This window comes from Amycolatopsis sp. cmx-4-61 (genome assembly GCF_046548775.1).
Taxonomy (GTDB): domain Bacteria; phylum Actinomycetota; class Actinomycetes; order Mycobacteriales; family Pseudonocardiaceae; genus Amycolatopsis.
This window is the reverse complement of sequence record NZ_JAEBEI010000004.1, coordinates 250,083-271,681: the sequence shown is the minus strand read 5'-3', so window position 1 is coordinate 271,681 and position 21,599 is coordinate 250,083. Positions and strand designations below refer to the sequence as shown.

24 protein-coding genes are annotated in these 21,599 nt (G+C 72.1%); 14 read left to right on the top strand and 10 right to left on the bottom strand.

All coding sequences use genetic code 11. The features are described 5' to 3' along the window. Positions 1-3 precede the first annotated feature (3 nt). The 6 genes from ACLJOU_RS16130 to ACLJOU_RS16105 form a co-directional block, all read right to left on the bottom strand. Positions 4-1,548: a molybdopterin dinucleotide binding domain-containing protein gene (locus ACLJOU_RS16130; RefSeq protein ID WP_410568059.1), complete on the bottom strand. Its 1,545-nt coding sequence runs from the start codon at positions 1,546-1,548 to the stop codon at positions 4-6. Next, the gene (locus tag ACLJOU_RS16125; protein ID WP_410568058.1) at positions 1,467-2,327 is read right to left on the bottom strand and encodes a molybdopterin-dependent oxidoreductase; all 861 of its coding nucleotides are present in this window, start codon (positions 2,325-2,327) and stop codon (positions 1,467-1,469) included. The genes ACLJOU_RS16130 and ACLJOU_RS16125 overlap by 82 nt, the downstream gene beginning before the upstream one ends. Then, positions 2,324-3,364 carry an LLM class flavin-dependent oxidoreductase gene (locus tag ACLJOU_RS16120; RefSeq protein WP_410568056.1) on the bottom strand — a complete coding sequence of 347 codons (1,041 nt, stop codon included), beginning with the start codon at positions 3,362-3,364 and terminating at the stop codon, positions 2,324-2,326. The genes ACLJOU_RS16125 and ACLJOU_RS16120 overlap by 4 nt, the downstream gene beginning before the upstream one ends. Continuing rightward, the gene (locus ACLJOU_RS16115) at positions 3,361-3,852 is read right to left on the bottom strand and encodes an SRPBCC family protein (RefSeq protein WP_410568054.1); all 492 of its coding nucleotides are present in this window, start codon (positions 3,850-3,852) and stop codon (positions 3,361-3,363) included. Before ACLJOU_RS16115 ends, ACLJOU_RS16120 begins: the two co-directional genes overlap by 4 nt. A 63-nt stretch (positions 3,853-3,915) precedes the next feature. Beyond that, complete coding sequence (locus tag ACLJOU_RS16110) at positions 3,916-4,419, bottom strand: winged helix-turn-helix transcriptional regulator (RefSeq protein WP_410568052.1); 504 nt, start codon at positions 4,417-4,419, stop codon at positions 3,916-3,918. 414 nt (positions 4,420-4,833) lie between these two features. Beyond that, complete coding sequence (locus tag ACLJOU_RS16105) at positions 4,834-5,214, bottom strand: cupin domain-containing protein (RefSeq protein WP_410568050.1); 381 nt, start codon at positions 5,212-5,214, stop codon at positions 4,834-4,836. A 51-nt stretch (positions 5,215-5,265) separates the two neighbouring features. On the opposite strand from ACLJOU_RS16105, the gene ACLJOU_RS16100 reads away from it, so the two are divergent. After that, positions 5,266-6,231 (top strand): helix-turn-helix domain-containing protein, encoded by a 966-nt coding sequence (locus tag ACLJOU_RS16100; RefSeq protein ID WP_410568048.1) that lies wholly within the window; start codon positions 5,266-5,268, stop codon positions 6,229-6,231. Here ACLJOU_RS16100 and ACLJOU_RS16095 read toward each other — a convergent pair. After that, complete coding sequence (locus tag ACLJOU_RS16095) at positions 6,188-6,805, bottom strand: TetR/AcrR family transcriptional regulator (protein WP_410568046.1); 618 nt, start codon at positions 6,803-6,805, stop codon at positions 6,188-6,190. The genes ACLJOU_RS16100 and ACLJOU_RS16095 overlap by 44 nt on opposite strands. A gap of 67 nt (positions 6,806-6,872) precedes the next feature. On the opposite strand from ACLJOU_RS16095, the gene ACLJOU_RS16090 reads away from it, so the two are divergent. From ACLJOU_RS16090 to ACLJOU_RS16065, 6 genes are all read left to right on the top strand, one after another. Next, entirely contained in the window at positions 6,873-7,340 is a 468-nt protein-coding gene (locus tag ACLJOU_RS16090; RefSeq protein ID WP_410568044.1) for a GNAT family N-acetyltransferase, read from the top strand. Between the two features lie 122 nt (positions 7,341-7,462). Then, entirely contained in the window at positions 7,463-8,359 is an 897-nt protein-coding gene (locus ACLJOU_RS16085) for a hypothetical protein (RefSeq protein WP_410568042.1), read from the top strand. 232 nt (positions 8,360-8,591) lie between these two features. Beyond that, complete coding sequence (locus tag ACLJOU_RS16080; RefSeq protein WP_410568040.1) at positions 8,592-8,921, top strand: hypothetical protein; 330 nt, start codon at positions 8,592-8,594, stop codon at positions 8,919-8,921. 149 nt (positions 8,922-9,070) lie between these two features. Next, positions 9,071-10,462, top strand: a complete 1,392-nt coding sequence (locus ACLJOU_RS16075) for an MDR family MFS transporter (protein WP_410568038.1) — start codon at positions 9,071-9,073, stop codon at positions 10,460-10,462. An 84-nt stretch (positions 10,463-10,546) separates the two neighbouring features. Next, complete coding sequence (locus ACLJOU_RS16070) at positions 10,547-12,025, top strand: alpha/beta hydrolase (RefSeq protein ID WP_410568036.1); 1,479 nt, start codon at positions 10,547-10,549, stop codon at positions 12,023-12,025. A 101-nt stretch (positions 12,026-12,126) separates the two neighbouring features. Continuing rightward, complete coding sequence (locus tag ACLJOU_RS16065) at positions 12,127-13,323, top strand: DUF222 domain-containing protein (RefSeq protein WP_410568034.1); 1,197 nt, start codon at positions 12,127-12,129, stop codon at positions 13,321-13,323. Positions 13,324-13,386: 63 nt separating this feature from the next. Here ACLJOU_RS16065 and ACLJOU_RS16060 read toward each other — a convergent pair whose 3' ends face one another. Together ACLJOU_RS16060 and ACLJOU_RS16055 are read right to left on the bottom strand one after the other, a co-directional pair. Then, positions 13,387-14,082 (bottom strand): hypothetical protein, encoded by a 696-nt coding sequence (locus ACLJOU_RS16060; protein WP_410568032.1) that lies wholly within the window; start codon positions 14,080-14,082, stop codon positions 13,387-13,389. A gap of 88 nt (positions 14,083-14,170) precedes the next feature. Next, the gene (locus tag ACLJOU_RS16055) at positions 14,171-14,878 is read right to left on the bottom strand and encodes an SDR family oxidoreductase (RefSeq protein ID WP_410568031.1); all 708 of its coding nucleotides are present in this window, start codon (positions 14,876-14,878) and stop codon (positions 14,171-14,173) included. A 103-nt stretch (positions 14,879-14,981) separates the two neighbouring features. On the opposite strand from ACLJOU_RS16055, the gene ACLJOU_RS16050 reads away from it, so the two are divergent. The 3 genes from ACLJOU_RS16050 (at position 14,982) to ACLJOU_RS16040 (ending at position 17,539) form a co-directional block, all read left to right on the top strand. Then, the gene (locus ACLJOU_RS16050) at positions 14,982-15,896 is read left to right on the top strand and encodes a LysR family transcriptional regulator (protein ID WP_410568029.1); all 915 of its coding nucleotides are present in this window, start codon (positions 14,982-14,984) and stop codon (positions 15,894-15,896) included. Between the two features lie 195 nt (positions 15,897-16,091). After that, entirely contained in the window at positions 16,092-17,282 is a 1,191-nt protein-coding gene (locus ACLJOU_RS16045) for a lytic transglycosylase domain-containing protein (RefSeq protein WP_410568027.1), read from the top strand. Next, positions 17,279-17,539: a hypothetical protein gene (locus ACLJOU_RS16040; protein WP_410568025.1), complete on the top strand. Its 261-nt coding sequence runs from the start codon at positions 17,279-17,281 to the stop codon at positions 17,537-17,539. Before ACLJOU_RS16045 ends, ACLJOU_RS16040 begins: the two co-directional genes overlap by 4 nt. Here the strand turns inward: ACLJOU_RS16040 and ACLJOU_RS16035 are convergent. Further along, positions 17,536-18,306 (bottom strand): TetR/AcrR family transcriptional regulator C-terminal domain-containing protein, encoded by a 771-nt coding sequence (locus tag ACLJOU_RS16035; RefSeq protein WP_410568023.1) that lies wholly within the window; start codon positions 18,304-18,306, stop codon positions 17,536-17,538. The genes ACLJOU_RS16040 and ACLJOU_RS16035 overlap by 4 nt on opposite strands. A 60-nt stretch (positions 18,307-18,366) precedes the next feature. Here ACLJOU_RS16035 and ACLJOU_RS16030 point away from each other — a divergent pair, with 60 nt between their 5' ends. The 4 genes from ACLJOU_RS16030 to ACLJOU_RS16015 all read left to right on the top strand — a co-directional run bounded on the left by ACLJOU_RS16030 (position 18,367) and on the right by ACLJOU_RS16015 (position 21,585). After that, entirely contained in the window at positions 18,367-18,780 is a 414-nt protein-coding gene (locus ACLJOU_RS16030) for a DUF1992 domain-containing protein (RefSeq protein ID WP_410568021.1), read from the top strand. Positions 18,781-18,875: 95 nt separating this feature from the next. Then, a complete protein-coding gene (locus ACLJOU_RS16025) occupies positions 18,876-19,997 on the top strand; it encodes a metallophosphoesterase (RefSeq protein ID WP_410568020.1) in 1,122 nt (373 codons plus the stop codon). Positions 19,998-20,152: 155 nt separating this feature from the next. Then, the gene (locus tag ACLJOU_RS16020; RefSeq protein WP_410568019.1) at positions 20,153-20,797 is read left to right on the top strand and encodes a DUF998 domain-containing protein; all 645 of its coding nucleotides are present in this window, start codon (positions 20,153-20,155) and stop codon (positions 20,795-20,797) included. After that, positions 20,794-21,585: an alpha/beta fold hydrolase gene (locus ACLJOU_RS16015; RefSeq protein WP_410568017.1), complete on the top strand. Its 792-nt coding sequence runs from the start codon at positions 20,794-20,796 to the stop codon at positions 21,583-21,585. Before ACLJOU_RS16020 ends, ACLJOU_RS16015 begins: the two co-directional genes overlap by 4 nt. The last annotated feature ends 14 nt before the right edge of the window (positions 21,586-21,599 follow it).

Here is a 21,599-nt window from a genome sequence, read left to right as displayed (position 1 = left end):
CCACTATAAACCGGTCGGACGTCCACTCCCGACGGTCTCGCGGACGCGCGCGCTGTCCGCCTCCGCCCGGGCCCGCTCCTGTTCGGTCGCCGGCTCCAGGCGCGCCGGCACGTCCTTGTGGTGCGGGGTGCCGGCGATCGGGTCGCGGTCCAGCGCGTCGGTCAGGAGGTTGATCCGCGGGCCGCTGACCACCCGGCGGCCGTGGGCGTCCGGGTGGGCCATGCCGTAGCCGTGCGGCAGCGCGAGCTGGCCCGGCCGCAGCGCCGGGTCGGCCTCGGCGCGGACGACCACGCGCCCGGCCGGCGTCACGACCGCCACCCAGTCACCCGGGGAAGCACCGATCGCGGCCAGCTCTTCGGGACGCGCGCGCAGGGCGCCGTCCGGGTCCGTGCGGCGCCAGCGCGGGTCGCGGAGGATCTGGTTGGCGTTGTGCGCCCGCCGTTGCCCGTTGAGCAGCGAAAGCGGGTACGCCGGGTCCGGCCGTTCGGCGGCCGGGTCCAGCGCGGCCAGCCAGTCCAGCAGTTCGGGCACGGCCAGCCGGACGCGTTCGCGGCGCAGCAGGCTCCACACCTCGTCCTGCTCGTGCACCGAAAACGGCGTCGGACCGGCCAGGATCCGCTCGAAGAGCTCCTCGCCCAGCTGCGCACCGGTGGCGGAGCTGCCGAGTGCGCGCTGCACCGGCACGGTCATCGTCTTCGCCGCGCGGTGGCAGCCCGCCCACAGCGGCGCGATCGACGCGGCGCCGCCGGGCAGGGACGCGCCCAGGGTGCGGTAGAGCAGCACCGGCAGGATCGCCGCGCGTTCCGGCATCGCCTGCACCAGCGCGCCGAGGCCCGCCTGCAGCTCCGCGCGCGGCCCGGCGGCGAGCTCGCCCAGGATGCCGGACGGCGGGAGGACGCCGAGTGCGTCGAAGAGCCGCGCGTAGATTTCGGCTTCGACGAGCGTCCCGGGCAGCGGGTCCAGCAACGGCCGCCGCAGCTGGAAGTAGTTCGTCGGCCATTCGAAGGTGAAGAGGGTGAACTCCCACTTCTCGTGCTGGGACGCCGCCGGCAGCACGTAGTCCGCCAGCGCGGCCGTTTCGGTGTAGGCGACGTCGACGACGACGGACAGCTCCGCGGCCCGCAGCGCCCGTTCGACGTCCCGTGTCCCGGCGAAGGTGTTGGCCGGGTTCGACGACTCCACCCACACCGCGCGGACGCGGTTCGGGTGGTCGGCGAGGACCTCCTCGGCGAGGGTGTTCGCCGGCAGCAGGCCGCCGATGTACTCGAAGCCGGTGATTTCGGAACGCATCCCGGTCGTCGCGCCCCACAGCGGCAGCAGCCACGAGTGCAGGTTGTTCGTGCCACGACGGCCGAAGTGCCCGGTGATCAGGTACAGCAGCTTCTCGAGGTAGCTGTTGAGCGTCGAGTGCCGTCCCTGCTGGATGCCCAGCTCGACGCGCACGGTCATCGCTTCCGCCGCGCAGATCAGGTCGACGGCCCGCTCGACGTCCACACGGGACACTTCGGCGTGCGCGATCCACCTGTCCACCGGCACTTTCGCCAGCACGGCGGCGACCTCGTCGAAACCCTCGGTCCGGGCGGCGAGGAACTGCTCGTCGGCGGCACCCCGCTCCAGCAGCAGCGCCAGGATCGCGCCCAGCAGGTAGCGTCGGTGCCCGGCCGCAGCGGCAGGTGCAGGTCGGCCAGCTCCGCGGTCTCGGTGCGCCGCGGGTCGATCACGATCATCCGCCGCGAAGGGTCGTTCTTGAGCGTGTTCAGGGCGTGCCGGGCGTTGCTGAACCCGTGGGCCTGCCACGGGTTGCAACCGAGCACGACGAGCAGGTCGCAGTGCTCGACGTCCTCGGCGGTGTGCACGATCGTCGAGCCGAACAGGTGCCCGTTGACCCAGAAGTCGCCGGTCTTCTCCTGCGACAGCGCGTTGAAGTGCCGCGTCGAGTTCATCCACTTCAGCAGGGCCGCGCCATACGCGCCGCCGGAGTGGTTGCCCTGGCCACCGCCGCCGACGTAGGCGAACGAGCCGGGCCGCCCGGCCGCGGTGTCGGCGTCCCGGATCGCGTGCAGCTTCGCCGCGATCTCGGTGAGCGCGGTGTCCCAATCGATCGGCTCGTGCGTGCCGTCGGGACGACGGCGCAGCGGCGTCGTCAGGCGGTCTTCGTGGTCGCCGTACCAGGTCAGGCGCTGCGCCTTCTGGCAGAGGTACCCACCGGAGCGCGGATGCGCCTTGTCGCCGCGGACGCGGGTGATCTTCTGGCCGTCGAGCTGCACCTCCAGCCCGCAGTTGAGGTAGCAGAGGCTGCACGCGGTGCGCTGCCAGTCGCCGGTCACATCAGCTCCATTGCACGGCCGAGCGTCGTGAGACGCGCTTCGAGCGTTTCACCGGCCGGGTAGAGCCGGACGGTGTCGATGCCGGTGCCGCGCCAGACGCGCAGCCGTTCGCGCACCATCTCTTCGGTGCCGATCAACGTCGTGCCGAGCACCATCTCGTCGGTGACGAGCGCGGCGGCGCCGTCGCGGTCACCGGCCTGCCAGCGCTCGCGGACCTCGGCGGCGACGTCCGCCCAGCCCTGGCGGCTGTAGGCGTTGTTGTAGAAGTTCGTGGTGGCCGAGCCCATCCCGCCGAGGCTGAAGGCGAGCTCCTTCTTGCGGCTGCCGACCAGGACCCGCAACTCGTCTTCGTTGTCCGCGAAGGCGACTTCGGCACCCTGGCAGACGTCGATGTCCGTGCGCTGCCTGCCCGCCTTCGCGAGCCCCACGTCGAGGTGGGCGAAGTACGCGTCGGCGCCTTCGGGCACGAAGCTGGTGCCGAGCCAGCCGTCCGCGACCTCGCCGGTGAGCTCCAGCAGCTTCGGCGACAGCGCCGCGAGGTAGATCGGGATGTCCGGGTTCGGCGCGGTGGACAGCCGCATCGGCCGCGCTTCGCCGGGCAGCGGGATCTCGAACGCCTGGCCGGAGAAGGCGATCTTCTCGCCCGCGAAAGCCTGGCGGATGATCTCGACCGTCTCCCGCGTGCGCGTCAGCGGCTTCGCGAACGGGACGCCGTGCAGGCCTTCGACGACCTGGGGCCCGGACGGGCCGAGGCCGAGCGCGAACCGGCCGCCGGACAGGTCGGCGAGGGTGAGCGCGGCCTGCGCGATCGCGACCGGCGCGATCGCGACCGGCGTGCGCGTGCCGAGCTGGATGATCCCGGAACCGAGCCGGATCCGGGAGGTGCGGGCGGCGAGGTAGCCGAGCGCGGACGGCGCGTCGGCACCCCAGGCTTCGGCGACCCAGCAGACGTCGAGGCCGAGCTTTTCCGCCTCCAGCACGAAATCCAGCGTCGTGCGGGTGTCCCGGGAGAACTCGACGGTGGTCGCCGTCTTCATCGTTGTTCGACCCGGGCTTTGATCGCGGCGACCGTGCCGGCCATCGCCGTCTCGAACTCCCGCATGCGGACGAAGACGATCTTCTGTTCCTTCTCCGGCATCCGTTCGATGGCGAACGACAGGCCGGACCGGCCGGGGCCCATCCGCATCCACTGGCTGAGGCGGGTGCCGCCGTGGTCGGGTTCGAGGGTGAACTTCCAGACGGCGCTGGGCTCGTCGGGGTCCTGGACGGCCCACGCGAACACCCGCGGCGCTTCGCACTCGACGACGTACGAAGTCGTCTCCCACTCGCCGAACGCGTCGTGCTTGCTGCGGCCGACGAACTTGCGGCCCGCTTCGCACCACTCGACGGACTGGAGCTCCGGGCTCATCCCGGGCATCAGCGAGATGTCCGAAACCACCGGCCAGACGTCTTCGGGCGCGGCGTCGATCCAGGTCGAGACCTCGGCCGTCGGCAGGTCGGCGTACCGCGCACCCGTCCACTCCATCGTGGCCGCCCTTTCTCCAGGTTGACCACGATAGTTGCGTAGATGGACTTACTCTGTCAACGGCTACTCCTGCCGGGCGAAGCGCTCCTCGACGTCCGGCCGCTGTGCCAGCCGGGGCGGGAACCCGGGGCCGCGGCGCATCCGCGTGTCGTCCGGGGTCATCGGTGCCCGGCACTCGGCGCAGACGATTTCGGCGTGCGTGTCGTGCCCGCAGGCGAGGTGGTGCACGGTGATCGGCGGGCCGGCCTCGCTGGCGAGCCACTTGTCGCCCCAGCGGGTCATCGCGAGCAGCACGGGGTAGAAGTCGCGGCCCTTTTCGGTGAGCACGTAGTCGTGGCGCACCGGCTCGGTCTGGTACGGCACCTTCTCCAGCAGTCCCTCGTCGACCAGCCGCTTGAGCCGGTCGGCGAGGGTGTTGCGCGCGATGCCGAGCGCCTGCTGGAACTCGTCGAAGCGGCGCACGCCGTAGAAGGCGTCCCGCAGCACCAGCGGGGTCCACCAGTCGCCGAGCAGATCCATGGTGCGCGCGATGGAGCACGGCCACTGCGCGAACGATGTCCGTTTCATGCGGCCGAGAGTACGCCGTAGCCGGGAAAGACTCAGCAGGTCAGCCGGGGGGGTTCGCGTTGGGCGGGCGGCTGGTCGGCCGGGGCGGCCGGTGGCTGGGCGGCGGGAGCGGCCGGTTGTCACAGCCCCGGCGAGACGGCCCGGCCCCGGGCTGCCGGTTGGGCACAGCCCGGCGAGGCGGCCAGCCCGCGGCGGCCAGTTGCCACAGCCCGGCGAGACGGCCCGCCCAGCGCGGCCGGTTGCCACAGCCCCGGGGGAGGCGGCCCGCCCCAGCGCGGCCGGTTGTGCACAGCCCGCCGCGGTTGTGGACAACCAGGCCGCCGGCGGCGCCGATCCCCGATTTCCGTCGGGCCGCCTCGATACGCTGGAAGCGGGGGCAGCCCCCAGGGAGGGCGGGCCGTGCCGGGGCCGCCGTCAGACGAGGTGCCCGGTGGTGACGTCGACGTGGTCGGGCACCTCGTCGTGCTCGTCGCCGACCGACAGCGTCCCCGCCGGTTCCACCAGCAGCACGCTCGCGCCGGTCTTCGACGACGGCTTGTGGAACGTGCCCTTCGGGACCACGAACACCTGCCCGCGGCCGAGCGTGACGAACCGTTCGCCCGGGTCGCGCAGGCCGATCTCGATCTCGCCGTCCAGCACGAGGAAGAACTCGTCGGTGTCTTCGTGGACGTGCCAGACGTGCTCGCCGTCGAACCGGGCGAGGCGGATGTCGTAGTCGTTGACGCGGGTGACGATGCGCGGGCTCCAAGCTGCGTCGAAGCTCGCGAGGACTTCGTTGAGGTCGATCGGGTTCATGCGCTCATGCTCGTCCTGGTGCGACGGCACCGGGAGTGCTAGGAATCGCACATGCCGCAAGAATTCTCGCACCGGGTCGTCGCGATCGTCACCGAGGAGTCGAACCCGTTCGAGATGGGCGTGGCGACCGAGCTGTTCGGCCTCCGCCGCCCCGAACTCGACCGGCCCTGGTACGACTTCACGCTCTGCGCGGCCACGCCTTCGGTGCGGATGAACCTCGGCATGTTCACCCTCTCCGGCGTGGCCGGCCTCGAGGCCGCGGACACGGCGGACACCCTGATCGTCCCGGCCCGCCCGAACACCGGTGTCCCGACGGCCCCGGCGATCATCGCGGCGATCCGCCGGGCCGCCGACCGCGGCGCCCGCCTGGTCAGCTTCTGCACCGGGGCGTTCGCCCTCGCCGAGGCCGGCGTACTGGACGGCAAGCGGGCGACCACCCACTGGCAGTGGGCGGCGTCGCTGGCCGCGCAGTTCCCGCGCGTGCGCTGGGAGCCGGACGTGCTGTTCATCGACGAGGGGAACGTCCTGACGGCGGCGGGCAGTGCGGCGTCGCTCGACCTCGGCCTGCACCTCATCCACCGCGACCACGGCGCCGAAGTCGTCAACGCGGTCAGCCGCCGCCTGGTCTTCACCGGCCACCGCGACGGCGGCCAGCGGCAGTTCATCGCCCGGCCGGTGCCCGCGGTGCCGGAGACGTCACTCGCGCCGGTGCTGGCCTGGGCGCTCGAGCGGCTGGACACGCCGCTGACCGTCGCGGACCTGGCCGCGCGGGCCGCGACCAGCCCGGCGACGCTGCACCGGAAGTTCCGCGCGGAACTGGGCACGACGCCGCTGGCGTGGCTGACGACGGAACGCGTGACACTGGCGTGCCGCCTGATCGAGCGCGGTGAACTGCGGCTGGACCGGGTGGCTTCGGCCAGCGGGTTCGGCACGGCCGCGAACCTGCGGGCGCAGCTGCGGCGGCACACCGGCCTCAGCCCGAGCGCCTACCGCCGTCGCTTCGGCCCGGCGGCGTGATCTCGGCGAGCGCCGCGGCCAGCGCGTCCTGCTGCAGCCGCGCCGGGTAGGTCTCCGGGTCGGCCGCGGCCAGCACGTTCAGGCCCTCCACCAGGGCCACCAGGCTCTTCGTCGTCAGTTCGCGCCGCTGCTGCGTCCACTCGGGACGGCACGCCGTCACCAGGCGGTGGACACGGGCCAGGAAGGACCGGTTCGCCGCGCGGTGGCGGTCGGCCAGGTCGTCGTCGGCCAGTGCCGCGGCCAGGAAACCGACCCAGACCCGGGATTCCTCGTGGTGGCCGTGCGGAAGGTCCACGGCTTGGCCGAGCACCGCGGCGAGCGCGCCCGGCGCGTCGGCGGAGGCCGCTTCGGCCGCGTCCGCCCGGATCGCGGTGCGTTCGTACAGCAGGTCACGCGCGTGCAGCAGCAACGCCTTCTTCGTCGGGAAAGCGTGCATCACCAGCCCGGTCGTGCAGCCGGCGCGCTCGGCGACCGCGCGCAGCGTCAGCCCCGGCAGGCCCTCGTCGGCGAGCACCTGCCAGGTCGCGTTCGACAGCAGTTCCCGCTGCGCCCGGACGTCACGCTGCTTCGGCATCGAGCTCCCTTCCCGGTAAGCGTAACAGATGCTACGGTAACGCTTGTTACGAATCCGGAGGTGGGCCTTGCCGATCGACTGCACGCTGACGATCACCGCGGTGGCCTGGGACGACCCCGACGCCGTCCGCCTGCGCCGAGCCCAGCGCACCGAACTCGACGCCCGCTACGGCACCGACGACCACGAGCCCGGCGCGGTGCCCACCGCCGAAACCGTCGCCGTCTTCCTCCTCGCGCGCGACGCCGACGGCATCGCCGTGGGCTGCGGCGGGCTGCGTCTGCTGGGCCCCGGATCGGGGGAGGTCAAGCGCATGTACGTCGAGCCCTCGGCCCGCGGCACCGGCGTCGCGACCGCGCTGCTGCGTGCCCTCGAAGACCACGCGCGGGACCTCGGGATCACGCGCCTGCTCCTGGAAACCGGCACCGGCCAGCCGGACGCCATCCGCTTCTACCAGCGCGAAGGCTACGAACCGATCGAGGCCTACGGGCCGTACCGCGGCGAACCGCTCTCCCGCTGCTTCGCGCGCGACCTGTGATCGGTTTTCCGATGGCCGCCCCAAGCCGGGCTATTGGCGGCCGAGTGCGCACCGGGCCTACCTTCGAGGGCACGGCGATCTGGGGTTCTTTTCGCCGCTCCCTTCACGAACCGGAGTTTCCCTTGCGCATCAAGCACATCGGCGTCGCGCTGGCCGCGGCCGCCGCCCTGGCCGTTCCGGCCGCGCCCGCCCAGGCGGCACCGAGGATCGTCCCGCTCGACCTGGCCGCCGGGCAGCAACCCGAAAACATCGCCCTGGAGCCCGACGGCTCCGCCGACCTCACCTTCGCCTACACCGGCGAGATCGGCCGGGTCGCCCCCGGCGGGCAGGTCGGGGTCATCGCCCGGATCCCGGTCCCCGCCGACGGCGACGTCCCGGTGGTGCACCGGAAGCTGTTCCTCGGCGGGATCGTCCGCGCTCCCGGCGGCGACCTGTACGTGGCCGTTTCGACCGGTACGCCGGCGACCGGTCTCTACCGCGTGCGGCCCGGTACCGCGCCGGTGCAGGTGGCCGCGCTGCCGCCGGCCGGCTTCCAGAACGGCGTCGCCCGCGACCCCGCCAGCGGTGACATCTTCGTCGCCGACTCGTTCGGCTCGGTCGTCCGGCGCGTTTCTCCGCGCACGGGCCGGGTCACCGACTGGGCCACCGGCGAACTGCTCGCCCCGGCCGGCGGGTTCGGCGCCAACGGCGTCAAAGTCCACGACGGCGCGGTCTGGGTATCCAACCTGGACCGCGGCACGCTGGTCCGGTTCCCGCTGACCGGCACACCCGGCCGGGTCGTCGTCTCGGGTCTCGGACCGGTCGACGACTTCGCGTTCCACGGCGGGACCGTCGTCGCCGCGATCAACCAGCAGAACCGCGTGGTCACCGTCGACGGGAGCGGCATCCGGACCATCCTGTCCACTTCGGACGGCTTGGCCAACCCGACGTCGGTGGCCGTCCGCGGTGACACGCTGTACGTGGCCGACAGCGCGTACTTCGGCGGGTCGCCCAACCTGCTGCGCACGCGGTTGCGGTGAGCGTGCATCAGCACGCCGATTGTGCACACGCTTTCCGGTGATCTCGGGGGAACGGTTGCTGTGAACCAAAACCACCGGTAAGTTGGCGGATCCCGGTGTTCGTCATCGGTCACCGGGGTTCGCGCTGCGCGGCGGAAGCGGGGAGGCCACCGCCGGGCAAGCGCTTTCCGGCGGTAGGGGTCGCCGCCGGGTGCAGGAGGGAAGCAGTGCCTTGGTGTTGCGGGGAACGGTCATGTCCGAGCACGTGACCGAGCCGTACGTGGTCGGACTGGAAGCCATCGCGGGTGAGCTCCTGCGCGGGAAGTGGTGCGTCTACCTGCACGAATGGCTCGGTGACGACCTCGATCTCCCCGGCTGGCAGGCCGAGGTCGCCGCCCACGCCGAACACGCCGGCGTCGAGGTCTGCTTCATCGAAATCCCGCGCAAGGACATGACACTGGTGGCCAACGTGCGCGCCCTCCCCAGCTTCGAGCAGGTCACCGAATCCGTGGCGGCATTGGAGCACTACCGGGGCCTCAAGGCGGGGAGCCGGAATGTCGTCAGCCGCCGTTCAGCCCAATGAAATGAGCCCGATCGCCTAACCGGCGCCGGGCAGTCCGGCGACCCGGGCTCGGCTCGGTCGTCCGTGCACGAAGACCAGGGTGGCCGACACCGCCGGTGCGTCCGGCCGAGGTTGACTTCAAGCCTTCTCGAGCTTTTACCGTCGGCGGCATGACCGATCTCCGCACCGTCCCACCGATCCCGCGGCACGTCTGGATCGCCTCCGGGGTGATGGCACTCGGCGGCTTCCTGGGCAACATGGACGCTTCGATCGTCGCCGTCGGGCTCGAATCGATGCGCGACAGCCTCGGCGTCGCGCTCGTCGAGATCCAGTGGGTCGCCACCGCGTACCTGCTCGGCCTCTCGGCCGCACTGCCCCTCACGCCGTGGCTGGTGCGCAAGTTCGGCGCCGGACGGCTGTGGCTCGGCGCGCTGGCCGCGTTCCTGCTCACGTCGGTGGCGTGCGCCCTCGCCCCGGACGCGGGCACGCTGATCGGCGTCCGGGCCGGACAGGGCATGGCCGCCGGCGTGCTGGTCACCGCCGGGCAGACCGTGATCGGGCTGGCCGTCGGCCCGGAACGGCTGGGTCGCACCATGGGCACGCTCGCGCTCGTCGTCGGGCTGGCGCCGGTGGTCGGGCCGAGCGTCGGCGGGTTTCTGCTGGCCCACTTCTCGTGGCCGGTGCTGTTCTGGCTGAACCTTCCCATCGGGCTGCTCGCGTTCGGCCTGGCCCTGCGGTACGTGCCGCGCGGCGACCGGCACCGGCCGCCGCCGATGGACTGGCGTGGCCTGGCCATGGTGTCGCTCGGCCTGCCGCTGCTGGTGTACGCGCTCACCGAACTCGGCACCCCCGGCTCGCTCGACATCGCCCTCGCGGTCGTCGGCGCCGCCGTCATGGGGCTGTTCACCTGGTGGTCGCTGCGCACACCGCACCCCGTGCTGCAGCTGCGGCTCGTCGCGCGGCCGGTGCTGGGTGCCGCGCTCGCGTCCGTGCTGCTCGGCGGAGCCGGGATGTTCGGTGCCGTCCTGCTGCTGCCGCTGTGGTTCCAGGTCCGGCTCGGCGCCGGGCCCGCCGAAACCGGCGTCCTGCTCGCGCCGATGGGGCTGGCGACGACGGTGTTCGTCTTCGTGGCCGGCCGGATGACCGACCGTCACGGCGGCGGCACCGTCGCGCTGACCGGGTCACTCGTGGTGCTGGCGAGCACGCTGCCGTTCCCCTGGCTCGGCACGGACTCGCCGATGTGGCTGGTCCAGGCCCTGCTGCTGGTCCGCGGCGCCGGACTCGGGCTGTCGATCATGCCCGCGTCGACGGCGGCGTACGCGTCGGTCGACGCGGCGGAACTCGGCCACGCCACGGCACTGGTGAACATCGTGATGCGCGTCGGCGGTGCCCTCGGCGGCGCGTTGTGCGTGATCGTCCTGTCGCAGGGACTGAGCGCCGGCCCGGCAACCGGGTTCGGCTGGGCTTTCGGTGTGCTGGCGGCGACGTGCGTGCTCGGGGCGGTGGCCACGGCCTGGCTCCGACGAGCCGAGCGAGCGTCCACAATGGACGTAGGGGCCTGAGCCACCAGGGGAGCTGGCGCGCACCCCGGATCGGTGATTCCCTGGAGTCGGTCAACCACTGTCGGTGAAGGGAAAGGGCTGACGATGTCGGGGGTAGCCAGGCGGCTGGTGACGGCGGTGGCCGTGACGACGGTGTGGGGAGGCCTGCTGGCGGCAACGCCTGCTTCGGCCGCGGAGTCCGTCGACTGGCAGCCGTGCGCCGACGCACCCGGCGTCGACTGCGGGTCGGTGACCGTGCCGGTGGACTGGGCGCACCCGGACCGGGGCACCACGACCGTCGCGCTCGCCCGGCGCAAGGCCGCGGACCCGCGGGCCCGGATCGGCTCGGTGCTGATGGACCCGGGCGGGCCCGGCGGGTCGGGCACCGAGCAGGTGAAGAACGGCTGGTCGCTGTCGCCGGAGATCACCCGGCGCTTCGACACCGTGGGGTTCGACCCGCGCGGAGTCGGCGCGAGCGGCCGGATTTCCTGCGGGCTCGAGGAACTGATCGCCGACCACCCGCGCGTCCCCCGCAACCAGGCCGAGTTCGACCGGCTCGCGGCGTACAACCGGAAGCTCGGCGAGAGCTGCGACCGCCTTTCCGGACCGCTGGGGCGGTTCGGTGACACGAAGAGCGTCGCGCGGGACATGGACGCCATCCGCGTCGCGCTCGGGGAACCGAAACTGACTTACTACGGCGTTTCCTACGGCACGCTGATGGGCCAGCAATACGCCGAGCTGTTCCCGGACAAGGTCCGCGCGCTCGTGCTGGACAGCAACATGGACCATTCCCAGTTGACCGCGGCCGAGTTCCTGATCAGCGAAACGCGGTCGGTGCAGGCGGAGTTCGCCGAGTTCGCCGCCTGGTGCGACCGGACGCCGAGCTGCGCACTCCACGGCCGTGACGTTTCCCGGCTGACGCGGGAATTGCAGGAAAAAGCCGCACGCGGCGAACTGAAGGATCCCCAAAGCGGCGAACCGGTCGAGCCGCTGGACCTCGCGGCGGCTTTTCAGGGCAATTTCTACGCGCCCAGCTGGAACCGGCTCGCCACGGTGCTCAAGGGGCTGACGGACGGCACCGCGCCACCGCGCCTGCGTGACGACGTCCCGATCAACTACGTCTTCCCGAGCGTGTTCTGCGACGACTGGCGGATGCCGGTGCACGATTTCGCCGAGCTCGAGACTGATCGCCGCGTGGCGGCGGCGTTCGCCCCGGACGTCAAGGTCAATTCACTCGGCTGGACGGCGGTGACCAGCTGCATCGGCTGGCCGGACCCGGCGAACAACCTCCAGCACCCGCTGAGGGTGCACGGCGCACCGCCGGTGTTGCTGCTGAGCAGCCGCCACGACCCGGCGACGCCTTATGCGTGGTCGCAGACCGTGGCTCGCCAGACCGGCGGCACGCTTCTGACGTACGACGGGTGGGGTCATGGCGCGTATTTCAAGAACAGTTCTTGCGTGGTCAAGGCAACGGACGAGTATCTGATCAGCGGCAGGCTTCCGGCGCCGGGCACGCATTGCGCGGCGGTCGAGCCGGGGACGACGGCCCTGATCGCCCGACCGCCTTCGACGATCAGCTTCTAGTCTTTTCCAGGGGATAAGACTGTTCTGAGGTGCGGACAGTGGGTTCCATTTCTTGCCTGATCGAGTGATGACAGGTGTTCGAATCCCGGTAGCTTGGAGGTATGACCAGCAACGCGGCTCCCTCGCCTGAAGCGGTGGCTCTCGCCGACCGTTTCGGTGAGCTGCTCGCGCGCAAGCGGGCCACCGAAGCCGAAATCGGTGCGCTCGTAGTGGAGATCGAGCAGCGTGGCGTGCTGGAGCTGTTCGGCTACCGGTCCGTCGCGCGGCTGCTGGAACACCTGGCTGATATCCCGAAGTCAGCGGCCGAGCGGCTGGTGCAACGGGCTCGGGCGCTCCACCCAGGCCGGGCCCTGGACGGGACTCCGATTCCGGCGGTCGCGCCCGCGACCGGTGCAGCGGCACTGGCGGGGCGGTTGAGTGACCCGATGATCGACGTGATCACCGGAGTCCTCACCCAGGTTCCGGCCGAGCATCAGGACAGTGCTGAGCAGCACCTGCTGACCTTCGCTGCGTCGGCCGGATACAGGCAAGTCGCTGCCCTCGGGGCCCGGATCCTGGCCCATCTGGTTCCCGATGGCGTCGAGCCCGACGACACCGAACCTGCCGTTCCCACGCGGGAACTATTCCTGCGCCGGAAAAGAACCGGGGTGTGGGAGCTGACCGCCCAGTTCGACGACGAAACCGTGCCACCGGTGTTCCTCGACAAACGCCGAAAACCCCGACGCAACAACCTCCACCAACCACTCCCACACGCAGCAGGAACAACGGGAAAGGCCCGCAGCCACACGGCTACGGGCCCACACCCACGCGTCTTCATCCCCGATCTATCGGCGCCGACCAGGTTCAACCCGCCACTACCCGCGCCGCCTCGCGAGTCCTCCTCGCCAACGGCAGCTCCCAAGCACCGAACCCAGGCGCGCGTAACCCACTACCCGCCGCACAACCAGCGGCAAGCGCCAATCACCGAGGCCGACCATCTTCCCCAGCCACGACCCCGCGACCCAGGTACCGAAACCCGGGACCGGCCTACCGGCCCCGGCGCCGCCAAAGGCCAGTCACTGCCGCCAGTGCCCTGGCTCCCGGCGAGCGGACCTGCGCCGCCGTCTCCGGGCCGATTCTGCGGCGCATGCGGTACGCCAGTTCCAGGACCTCGAGGTCTTCCGGACGGCGCCGGCCGCGGACATCCGGCCGCAGCATCAGCTCCCCCACCGTCACACGTCTTCCGGTGGCACGGTGCGCCGTGCGCGCCATCAGGAACCTCCGCTGCTTTCGCCGACCCGGGCTCCGCGATTCTATGAATTTGATTCGGGTTCGTCACCTTACTGGTGAGTTGTGTCCGGCGTCTGTCCCCGGACCCGGCCTCAGCGGCGGTGCCGGCCACCGCCGCCGCAGCCGTGGTGGGCGCCCGAGGGGAAGCCCGCGGGGCGGTGGGCGGCCCACATCGCCGGCCAGTCGGGGGTTTTCGGACGGCCTCGGGACCACAGGGGCACGTCCGGGATCTCGTGGCGCACCGGCGCCACCACCTGCTCCGGCGCCGTCGGCTTCGGTTTCGCCTTCGCCAGCGGGGACGGCTTCACCTTGTCGACGATCTTCACCGCCCGGGCCAGCGTCCCGCGGTGGCCCACCGGGCTTGCGGAATCCGGCTCCGGGTCGCCCACGGCCGGAGAGATTCCGTCCGGCCCGGCGGGCGTCGCCGCGGATTCCGGATCGGACGGCACCGAAGGAACCGAAGGCTGCTGCTTGGCCGGCGGGACGACGACGTCCGCCGGCAGCGGCACCAGCGCCACCGCCGGTGGCTCCAAGCCGACCGGAGGCCACGCCGCGACCGTGTTGCGGGAGGACGGCATCGACACCGCCGCGCTGACGCCGCCCGTCAGCGCCAGTGCTCCCGCGACCACCGACAACACCCGCAACCGCGTCAGCGAACGCAGTACCTGCGGCTTCTCCCGGTGGCGCGCCCGCGGGAAGACCACCGTGTCCTCGTCGCGCGGCAGGTCGGACCGGACCAGCAGCTCGGCGACGGTGACCTGCTCTCGGCGCGGAGCCCTACGTGCCATCAAACCCTCCACCTGGGCCGTCCGGACGGGCGGCAACGCATCCGGACGGCCGATCATAGGAACCGTTCAAGTCCCTGTAAAGGCTTGCTCACCCACGGTTTCCACCGAGCCGGCCGCCACCGTCCACATGCAGCAGCGACCCCGTGACGAACGGGTTCGCCAGCAGCTGGAGCGTGGCCGCCGAAACGTCGGCCGGCCGGCCCACCCGGCGCGCCGGATTCGCCTCCGCGGTCCGGCGGAAGAACTCGGCCTTCGCCTCGCCGAGGCGGTCCCACGCGCCCGAGTCCACAATGCCCGGCGAGATCGCGTTGACCCGGATCGGCGCCAGCTCCACCGCGAGCGCTTCGGCGAGGAACGCGACCGCGCCGTTCGTGGTCGCCATGACCGTCCTTTCCGGCACCGGGCGCCACGCGGCGACGCCGGAGAACAACACCATGGCGCCGCCTTCGCGGAAGCGGGCCGCGAAGTGCTTGGCCAGCAGCAGCGGACCGACCACTTTGGCGTCGAAGGCCCGCGTGACCGCGGCCCGGTCCAGCGTCGCCAGCGCCCCGTTCGCCGGCGCCGCGGCGAGCGAGACGACGAAGTCGACCTCGCCCACTTCTTCGGCAAGCGCTTTCAGTGACGCCTCTTCCCCGAGATCCGCGAACGCCGCCCGGACACCGGGCTCCTTCAGCGCGGCCGGATCGCGGCCCGCCCAGGTCACCTCCGCGCCCGCCGCGCGCGCGTCCGACGCGATCCGCCGGGCGATCCCCGAACCCCCGCCGACGACGACCAGCTGCTTGTCCTCGAACGACATTTCCGTGCTCCTTCCGTCTCGCACACCGCGTTCAGCGCCGGACCGCCACGGAACAGTCCCGTCGTGACACGAAGGTTTTCGATTGCTGCGATAGAATTCGCGAATGCCTACGCTGCGCGCGCTCGAGTGCCTGGTCGCGGTCCTGGACGCGGGCTCGATCACCGAGGCGGCCGCGCGGCTGCACCTGTCGCAACCCGCGCTGTCCCATCAGGTCGGAGCGCTCGAACGGGAACTGGGGACGCCGGTGCTGGAACGGCTGCCGCGGGGCGTCCGCCCGACCGCCGCCGGGCGGGCCGTCCTCGCGGACGCGCGGGCGGCGCTGGCCGCCGCCGAACGGGTGGTCCGGACCGGCCGGGCGGTGGCCGGCGGCGGCGAAGGCACCCTGCGGATCGCGTGCGCGGAGAGCATGACCGCCGGGCTGCTCGCCCCCGTGCTGCGGGCCTGGCACCGCCACCGGCCGGACGTGCTGATCACGCTCACCGAGACCACGAGCGCGGACGCACTCGCAGAAGCGCTGGAAACGGGCGAAGCGGACGTCGCGGTCGGGCCGCGACCGAGCCGGTGGACCGGGTCCGCCGAGGTCGTGGGGCGCGAGGAGATCGTCGTGGCGCTGGCCGCGGACCACCCGCTCGCCACCCGGCCCGCGGTGTCGATGACCGACCTCGGCGGGCTGCCGGTGGTGCACTACCACCGGGACAACGGCCTCGGCGGCTGGCTCGACCAGGAGGCGGCCCGTCGCGGCGTCGTGCTGGACGTGGTGATGCGGACGAAGCAGGCGGCGACGGCGGCCCAGCTCGCGGCCGCGGGCCTGGGCGCGGCACTGGTCCCGACCACCGCGCTGACCCGGGCTTTCCCGGGGGCGCTGCGGCGGCTGAAGCCCCCGCTGCACCGGGACGTCGTGACGTTCACCGCGACGCCGTCGGATTCGCTCGTCCGGCGGTTTTCTTCGGACGTGACGCACCGCGGGCTCACCGTCCCCGGTGTCCTGTCGGACAAACTCTCCGCACCGACCGGTTAAGTCCTGGTGAATCTGACAGATTCCCTACGAAGGTTTTGTGCCATCCAGACGAACTTCGCCTCCAGGAGCAGATTTGGCTGTGGCATTCGCCAAAGTTTGCTTCCATCGGATAGCTTGCTCCTACCGGTCAGTACCGGTGGGTGAGGCCGATCGGGTGAGGCGATCAGCGACAGATCGAGGGAAGCGGGGACCAGCATGCCCAAGCACCGGCCACGTCGCAGGAGCGGGAGTGCGCGTTCGGTCCGCCGGACCGCGGCCGCGCTCGCGGGTGGGGCGCTCGTCGTGCTGCCCACGCTGACCACGGGTCTGCCGGCGCCGGTCGTGGTGACCAACGCCGGGGACGCCGCGCCGGACCGGACCGTCGCCGCCGCGCCGCAGCAGCCGAACATCGTCATGCCGCCGATCGCGGTCGACGGCAGCCTGCCCCAGCCGCCGCTGCCGGAGCCGCTGGTCGTACCGGGCGGGCGCGCCGGCTCCGCGGGCGTCTCCGGCTCGCTCGGCATCCCGGGCAGCATGCTCAAGGCGTACAAGAACGCCGCCGACATCCTCGCCAAGGAACAGCCGAACTGCCACCTCGACTGGGCGCTGATCGCCAGCATCGGCCGGATCGAGTCGAACCACGCCCGCGGCGGGTACGTCAACGCCAACGGCGACACGCTGGAGCCGATCCTCGGCCCGGTGCTCAACGGCGCCGGCGCGTTCGCCGCGATCCCGGACACCGACGGCGGCAAGTACGACGGCGACCCGGTGTGGGACCGCGCGGTCGGCCCGACGCAGTTCATCCCGTCGACGTGGCGCGGTTACGCCTCCGACGGCAACGGCGACGGCGTGTCGAACCCGAACAACGTCTACGACGAAACCCTGGCCACCGCGCGCTACCTCTGCTCGGGCGGCCTCGACCTCTCGACCGACGCGGGGCAGCGCATCGCCGTGCGCCGCTACAACAACTCGCAGTCCTATGTGGACACGGTGCTGGCGTGGGCCGCGGCCTACCGCGGCGGCGTCGCCCAGCTGCCCGACAGCCAGGTGCCGATCGGCGTGCCGAACGCCCCGGACGCCGCCGCGGCCGGGTCCCCGGCCGGCGTGCCCGCGCCGCCGGCGCCCCCGGCCGTCACCCCGCCGCCGGACGCGCTCCCAGGCACCCCGACGACCCCGGCCCCGACGACGTCGGAGACGCCCACCTCCACCACGCCGACGTCGACGACCCCGACCAGCCCGGCTTCCTCGACCCCGGTCACCCCGCCGTCGTCGGACTCGGCCACGCCGCCGCCGTCGCCGCCGTCGACGACGAGCACCACCCCGCCGCCGGCGTCCACGGCTGCCGCCACCCCGGCCGACTCGACCGAAAAGCCCACCGAAACCACCTCGACCAGCCCGGCCAAGTGAGCCCGGTGGAGCCGTTCCTGGTGCACATCCGCTGCGACACCGACGGCTACACCCACGCCGTCACCGAGGACGAGTTCGCGGCGGGGCGGCACGACGGGCGGTTCCGGGCGGTGTGCGGGCACGTCGTGCTGGCGGCCCCGATGATCGAAGAGCCGGGCCGGTTCGACCCGGTGTGCCGGGACGTCCTGCGCGCGGTGCCGTCGGCCGCGGTGCCCGAGCAGGAGCGACGCCGGCTGCGGTGGCGCAGCCGGCGCTAGTCCACCAGTGCCTGGATGCCGTCGAGCATCCGGTTCAGGCCGAACTCGTACGCCGTGTCGCCCTGGGCCTTGGCGCTCTGGTCGAAGCCGCCGCCGAGCCAGATGCGGTTCATCGCCGGGTGCGCGTCGACGACGAAGTAGTTCTCCCAGAACGACGACCGCTGGTGCCACCACGCCTCGGTCGACTGGCCGGTGCTGCGCTCCAACCGGGCGTTCTCCGCGTCGAGCGCGGCGTTCGCGTCGACGTAGGTGCCGATCCCGTTGGCCGCCGCGACCGCCTGGCGCGGCGGCAGGCCCAGCTCGGCCATGATCGACAACAGGTACTCCTGGCCCGCCAGCTGGCCCGGCCCCAGCGGTGGCCGGACGCGTGAGACCTCGCACAGCCACGGGTGGTCGCGGTAGGCCTGCCGGGTCCGCTCGGCGTAGAGCGCGACCTGTTCACGCCAGTCACCGGGGCGCGGTTCACCCGGCCCGGGCAGCCGCCGCCCGACGAGCACGTCGTCGACCATCAGGTCCACCAGCTCGGCCTTGCCGGGCACGTACGTGTAGAGCGTCATCGTGCCGTTGCCGAGCTCCTTGGCGACCCGGTGCATCGACGCGGCGGCGAGCCCGTCGGCGTCGGCGACCGCGATCGCGGCGGCGACGATCCGCTCGATCGACAGCGTCGGACGGCGGCCCCTGGTCGGTTCGGCGGCGCCACCGCGGGCGCGCCAGAGCAGCGCGAGCGTCCGGTCGACGTCCTCGGCGCCAGTGCGTTCGGCGGTCATGCGATCCCCTCGTCGTCGTTCGGACATTACCCTGGAAGCAGACGGAGGGGGTGTGACGAGATGAGCAGGCGCAAGCCGCCCAAGGTGTCCTTCCGCTGGTGGGTCGACCGGCAGATCGACGAAGCCCGCGAACGCGGCGAGTTCGACGACCTGCCCGGCACCGGCAAGCCGCTGCCCAGACCCACCGGCAACGACGCGGCGACCGACTGGGTGCTGCGCGAAGTCCGCAAGGGTGGCCACGACACGAAAGCGCTGCTGCCGCCGGCGCTCGCGCTCAAGCGCGAAGTCCAGGACCTGCCGGAGACGCTCGCCGCGGAACGCACCGAGGTGCGGGTGCGGGAAGTCGTGGCCGAGCTCAACCAGCGGATCCGGCAGGCCTACCTCAACCACCACACCGGACCGCCGCTGACGGTCGCGCTGGTGGACGTCGAGGAAGCGGTCGCGGACTGGCGCCGCTCGCGAGCCGCGTCGTAGCGACGCCGGCGAGCGGGAACCCGAGCGGGTGTCGTGCTGCTCTGTAGGGCAAGTAGCGAAATCGCTAACAGCCCGATGGGCTGTAACCTGGTTCGATGAGAGGGCAACTGGTCGTCGTGCCGCTGCTGGCGGTGCTCCTGCTGTTCACCGTCCCCTGGTGGACGCTGGTGCTCGCGCCCGAGTGGGGCACCGCGGGCACGATCGCCGGGACGGTTTTGTTCGCGGCGGGGCTGGTGACCATGCCGGTCGCGATGTACCGCGGCCACTCCCGGCACCAGAGCGACGCCGCCGCCCGCCTCGGCGACTCGCTGCTCGCCGTCATCTGGGTGCTGTTCAGCTGGTCGATCCTGAGCCTGGTGCTGCGGGTCGCGCTGCTCGGCGTCGACGACCCGGCGCGGTCGCGGATCGTCGCGGGTGCGACCGCGTTGATCGCCGCCGGGCTGCTCGTGCACGGCCACCGCGTCGCCATGCGCGTGCCGCCGGTGAAGGCGGTCGACGTCGTCATCCCGCGGCTGGGGCCGGGGCTCGACGGCCTGCGCGTCGCCGTGCTGACCGACACCCACTTCGGGCCGATCGACCGGACCAAGTGGTCGGAAGAGGTCGTCGCGGCGGTCAACGCGCTCGAGGCGGACGTCGTCTGCCACGCCGGCGACCTCGCCGACGGCGCGGTGGCCAAGCGCCGCAAGCAGGTCGACCCGCTCGGCGGCGTCCAGGCCGGGCTCGGGCGGTTCTACATCACCGGCAACCACGAGTACTTCGGCGAAGCCCAGGCGTGGCTCGACCACATGGCGGGGCTCGGCTGGGACACCCTGCACAACCGCTCGACGCTGCTCGAGCGCGGCGGCGACCGGATCCTCTTCGCCGGTATCGACGACCCGACCGGCGCGGCGTCCGGCCTGCCCGGCCACGGCCCCGACCTGGCCGCGGCGCTGGCCGACCGGCCCGCCGACGTCCCGGTGGTCCTGCTCGCCCACCAGCCGAAGCAGATCCGCCAGGCCCGCGAGGCCGGTGTCGACCTGCAGATCTCGGGGCACACGCACGGCGGGCAGATCTGGCCCTTCCACCTCCTGGTGCGGTTCGACCAGCCGACGCTGTCCGGCCTGACCCGGCACGGCGAGACGCAGCTGTACAACAGCCGCGGCACCGGGTTTTGGGGCCCGCCGTTCCGGATCTTCGCCCCCAGCGAGATAACACTCCTCACGCTGCGTTCCGCCTGACCCGAGCGCCCCAATGTGGCCTTGGTTGCGTCAGACGCACCCAAGGCGGCCTTCGGTGCGTCTGACGCACCGAAGGCCACATTGGGGCGCTCGTCCACCACCGACAACTTTTTTTGTCTTGACAGTTTCAACCATCGGGTGCCACGCTGGCCGCCATGACCACCACAGCGCTTCGCACGAGCACCTTCCTCTCCACCCGTACGCTGTTGACCTGCGGAATCCTCGCCGGGCCGCTGTTCGTCGGCACCGGCGTCCTCCAGGGCCTGACCCGCGCCGGCTTCGACTTCACGCGGCACCCCGCCAGCGTCCTGTCCAACGGCTCCCTCGGCTTCGTCCAGATCACGAACTTCGTGGTCACCGGCCTGCTGACGATCGCGGCCGCGGCCGGGATCCGCCGCGTCCTGCCCGGCCGGTGGGGGCCGGGACTCCTCACGGTGTACGGAGCCGGCCTGCTGTGCGCGGGTGTGTTCCGCGCCGACCCGCAGGACGGCTTCCCGGCCGGCACGCCCGCGGGCCCGCCGTCGTCGGTCAGCTGGCACGGCACGCTGCACTTCGCCGCCGGTGGCGCCGGGTTCCTCGCCCTGGTCGCGGCCTGCTTCGCGATCGGCTCTCACCTCCCGCCCGCGCGGGCGTGGTACTCGCGGGTCAGCGGGTTGCTGTTCCTCGCGGGCTTCGCGGGCGTAGCGTCCGGGTCGACGAGCCCGGCGGTCATCCTCGGCTTCTGGGCGGCGGTCGTGATCGCCTTCGCCTGGCTCGCCACCACGTCCGGCCACCTGCTGTCGCGAGGAGAGTCCCGATGAGCTCGACGGTTTCCGCCGACGGCACGAAGATCGCCTACACCCGCGCCGGATCCGGCCCCGCGCTCGTCCTGGTCGACGGCGCGATGTGCTACCGCGGCTCGTCCCCCAACGACGCGCTGGCGAAGGAGCTGGCCGCGCACTTCACCGTGTACACCTACGACCGCCGCGGCCGGGGCGAGAGCACCGACACCGGGCCGTACACGGTCGAGCGCGAGGTCGAAGACATCGCGGCGCTGGTCAAGGAAACCGGCGGCGAGGCGCTCCTGTTCGGCATCTCCTCCGGCGCCGCGCTCGCCCTGGAAGCGGCGCGCAGCCTGCCGGTGCCGAAGCTGGCGGTGTACGAGCCGCCGTTCGTCGTCGACGGCTCACGCAGCCGCGTCGCGGCCGACTACCCGGCCCGGCTCGACGAGGCGCTTAAGGAGGGCAAGCGCGGCAAGGCGGTGAAGATGTTCATGACCGAAGGCGTCGGGCTCAGCGGCGGGACGGTGGCGCTGATGCGGATCATGCCGTTCTGGGCGAAGCTCAAGCGAGTGGCCCACACGCTCCCGTACGACACGGCGGTGGTGGGCGGCCACCAGTCGGGCGAACCCCTGCCGCCGGCCTGGCCGGAGGTGAAGATCCCGGTGCTGTGCGTCGACGGCGGCCGCAGCCCGGACTGGATGCGCAACGGCGTGGCGTCGCTGGCGAAGGTCCTGCCGTCGGCGGAGTACCGGACACTGCCGGGCCAGACGCACATCGTCAAGGCGACGGCACTGGCCCCGGTGCTCAAGGACTTCTTCCTGGGCTGAGCGGCGCTTGTACC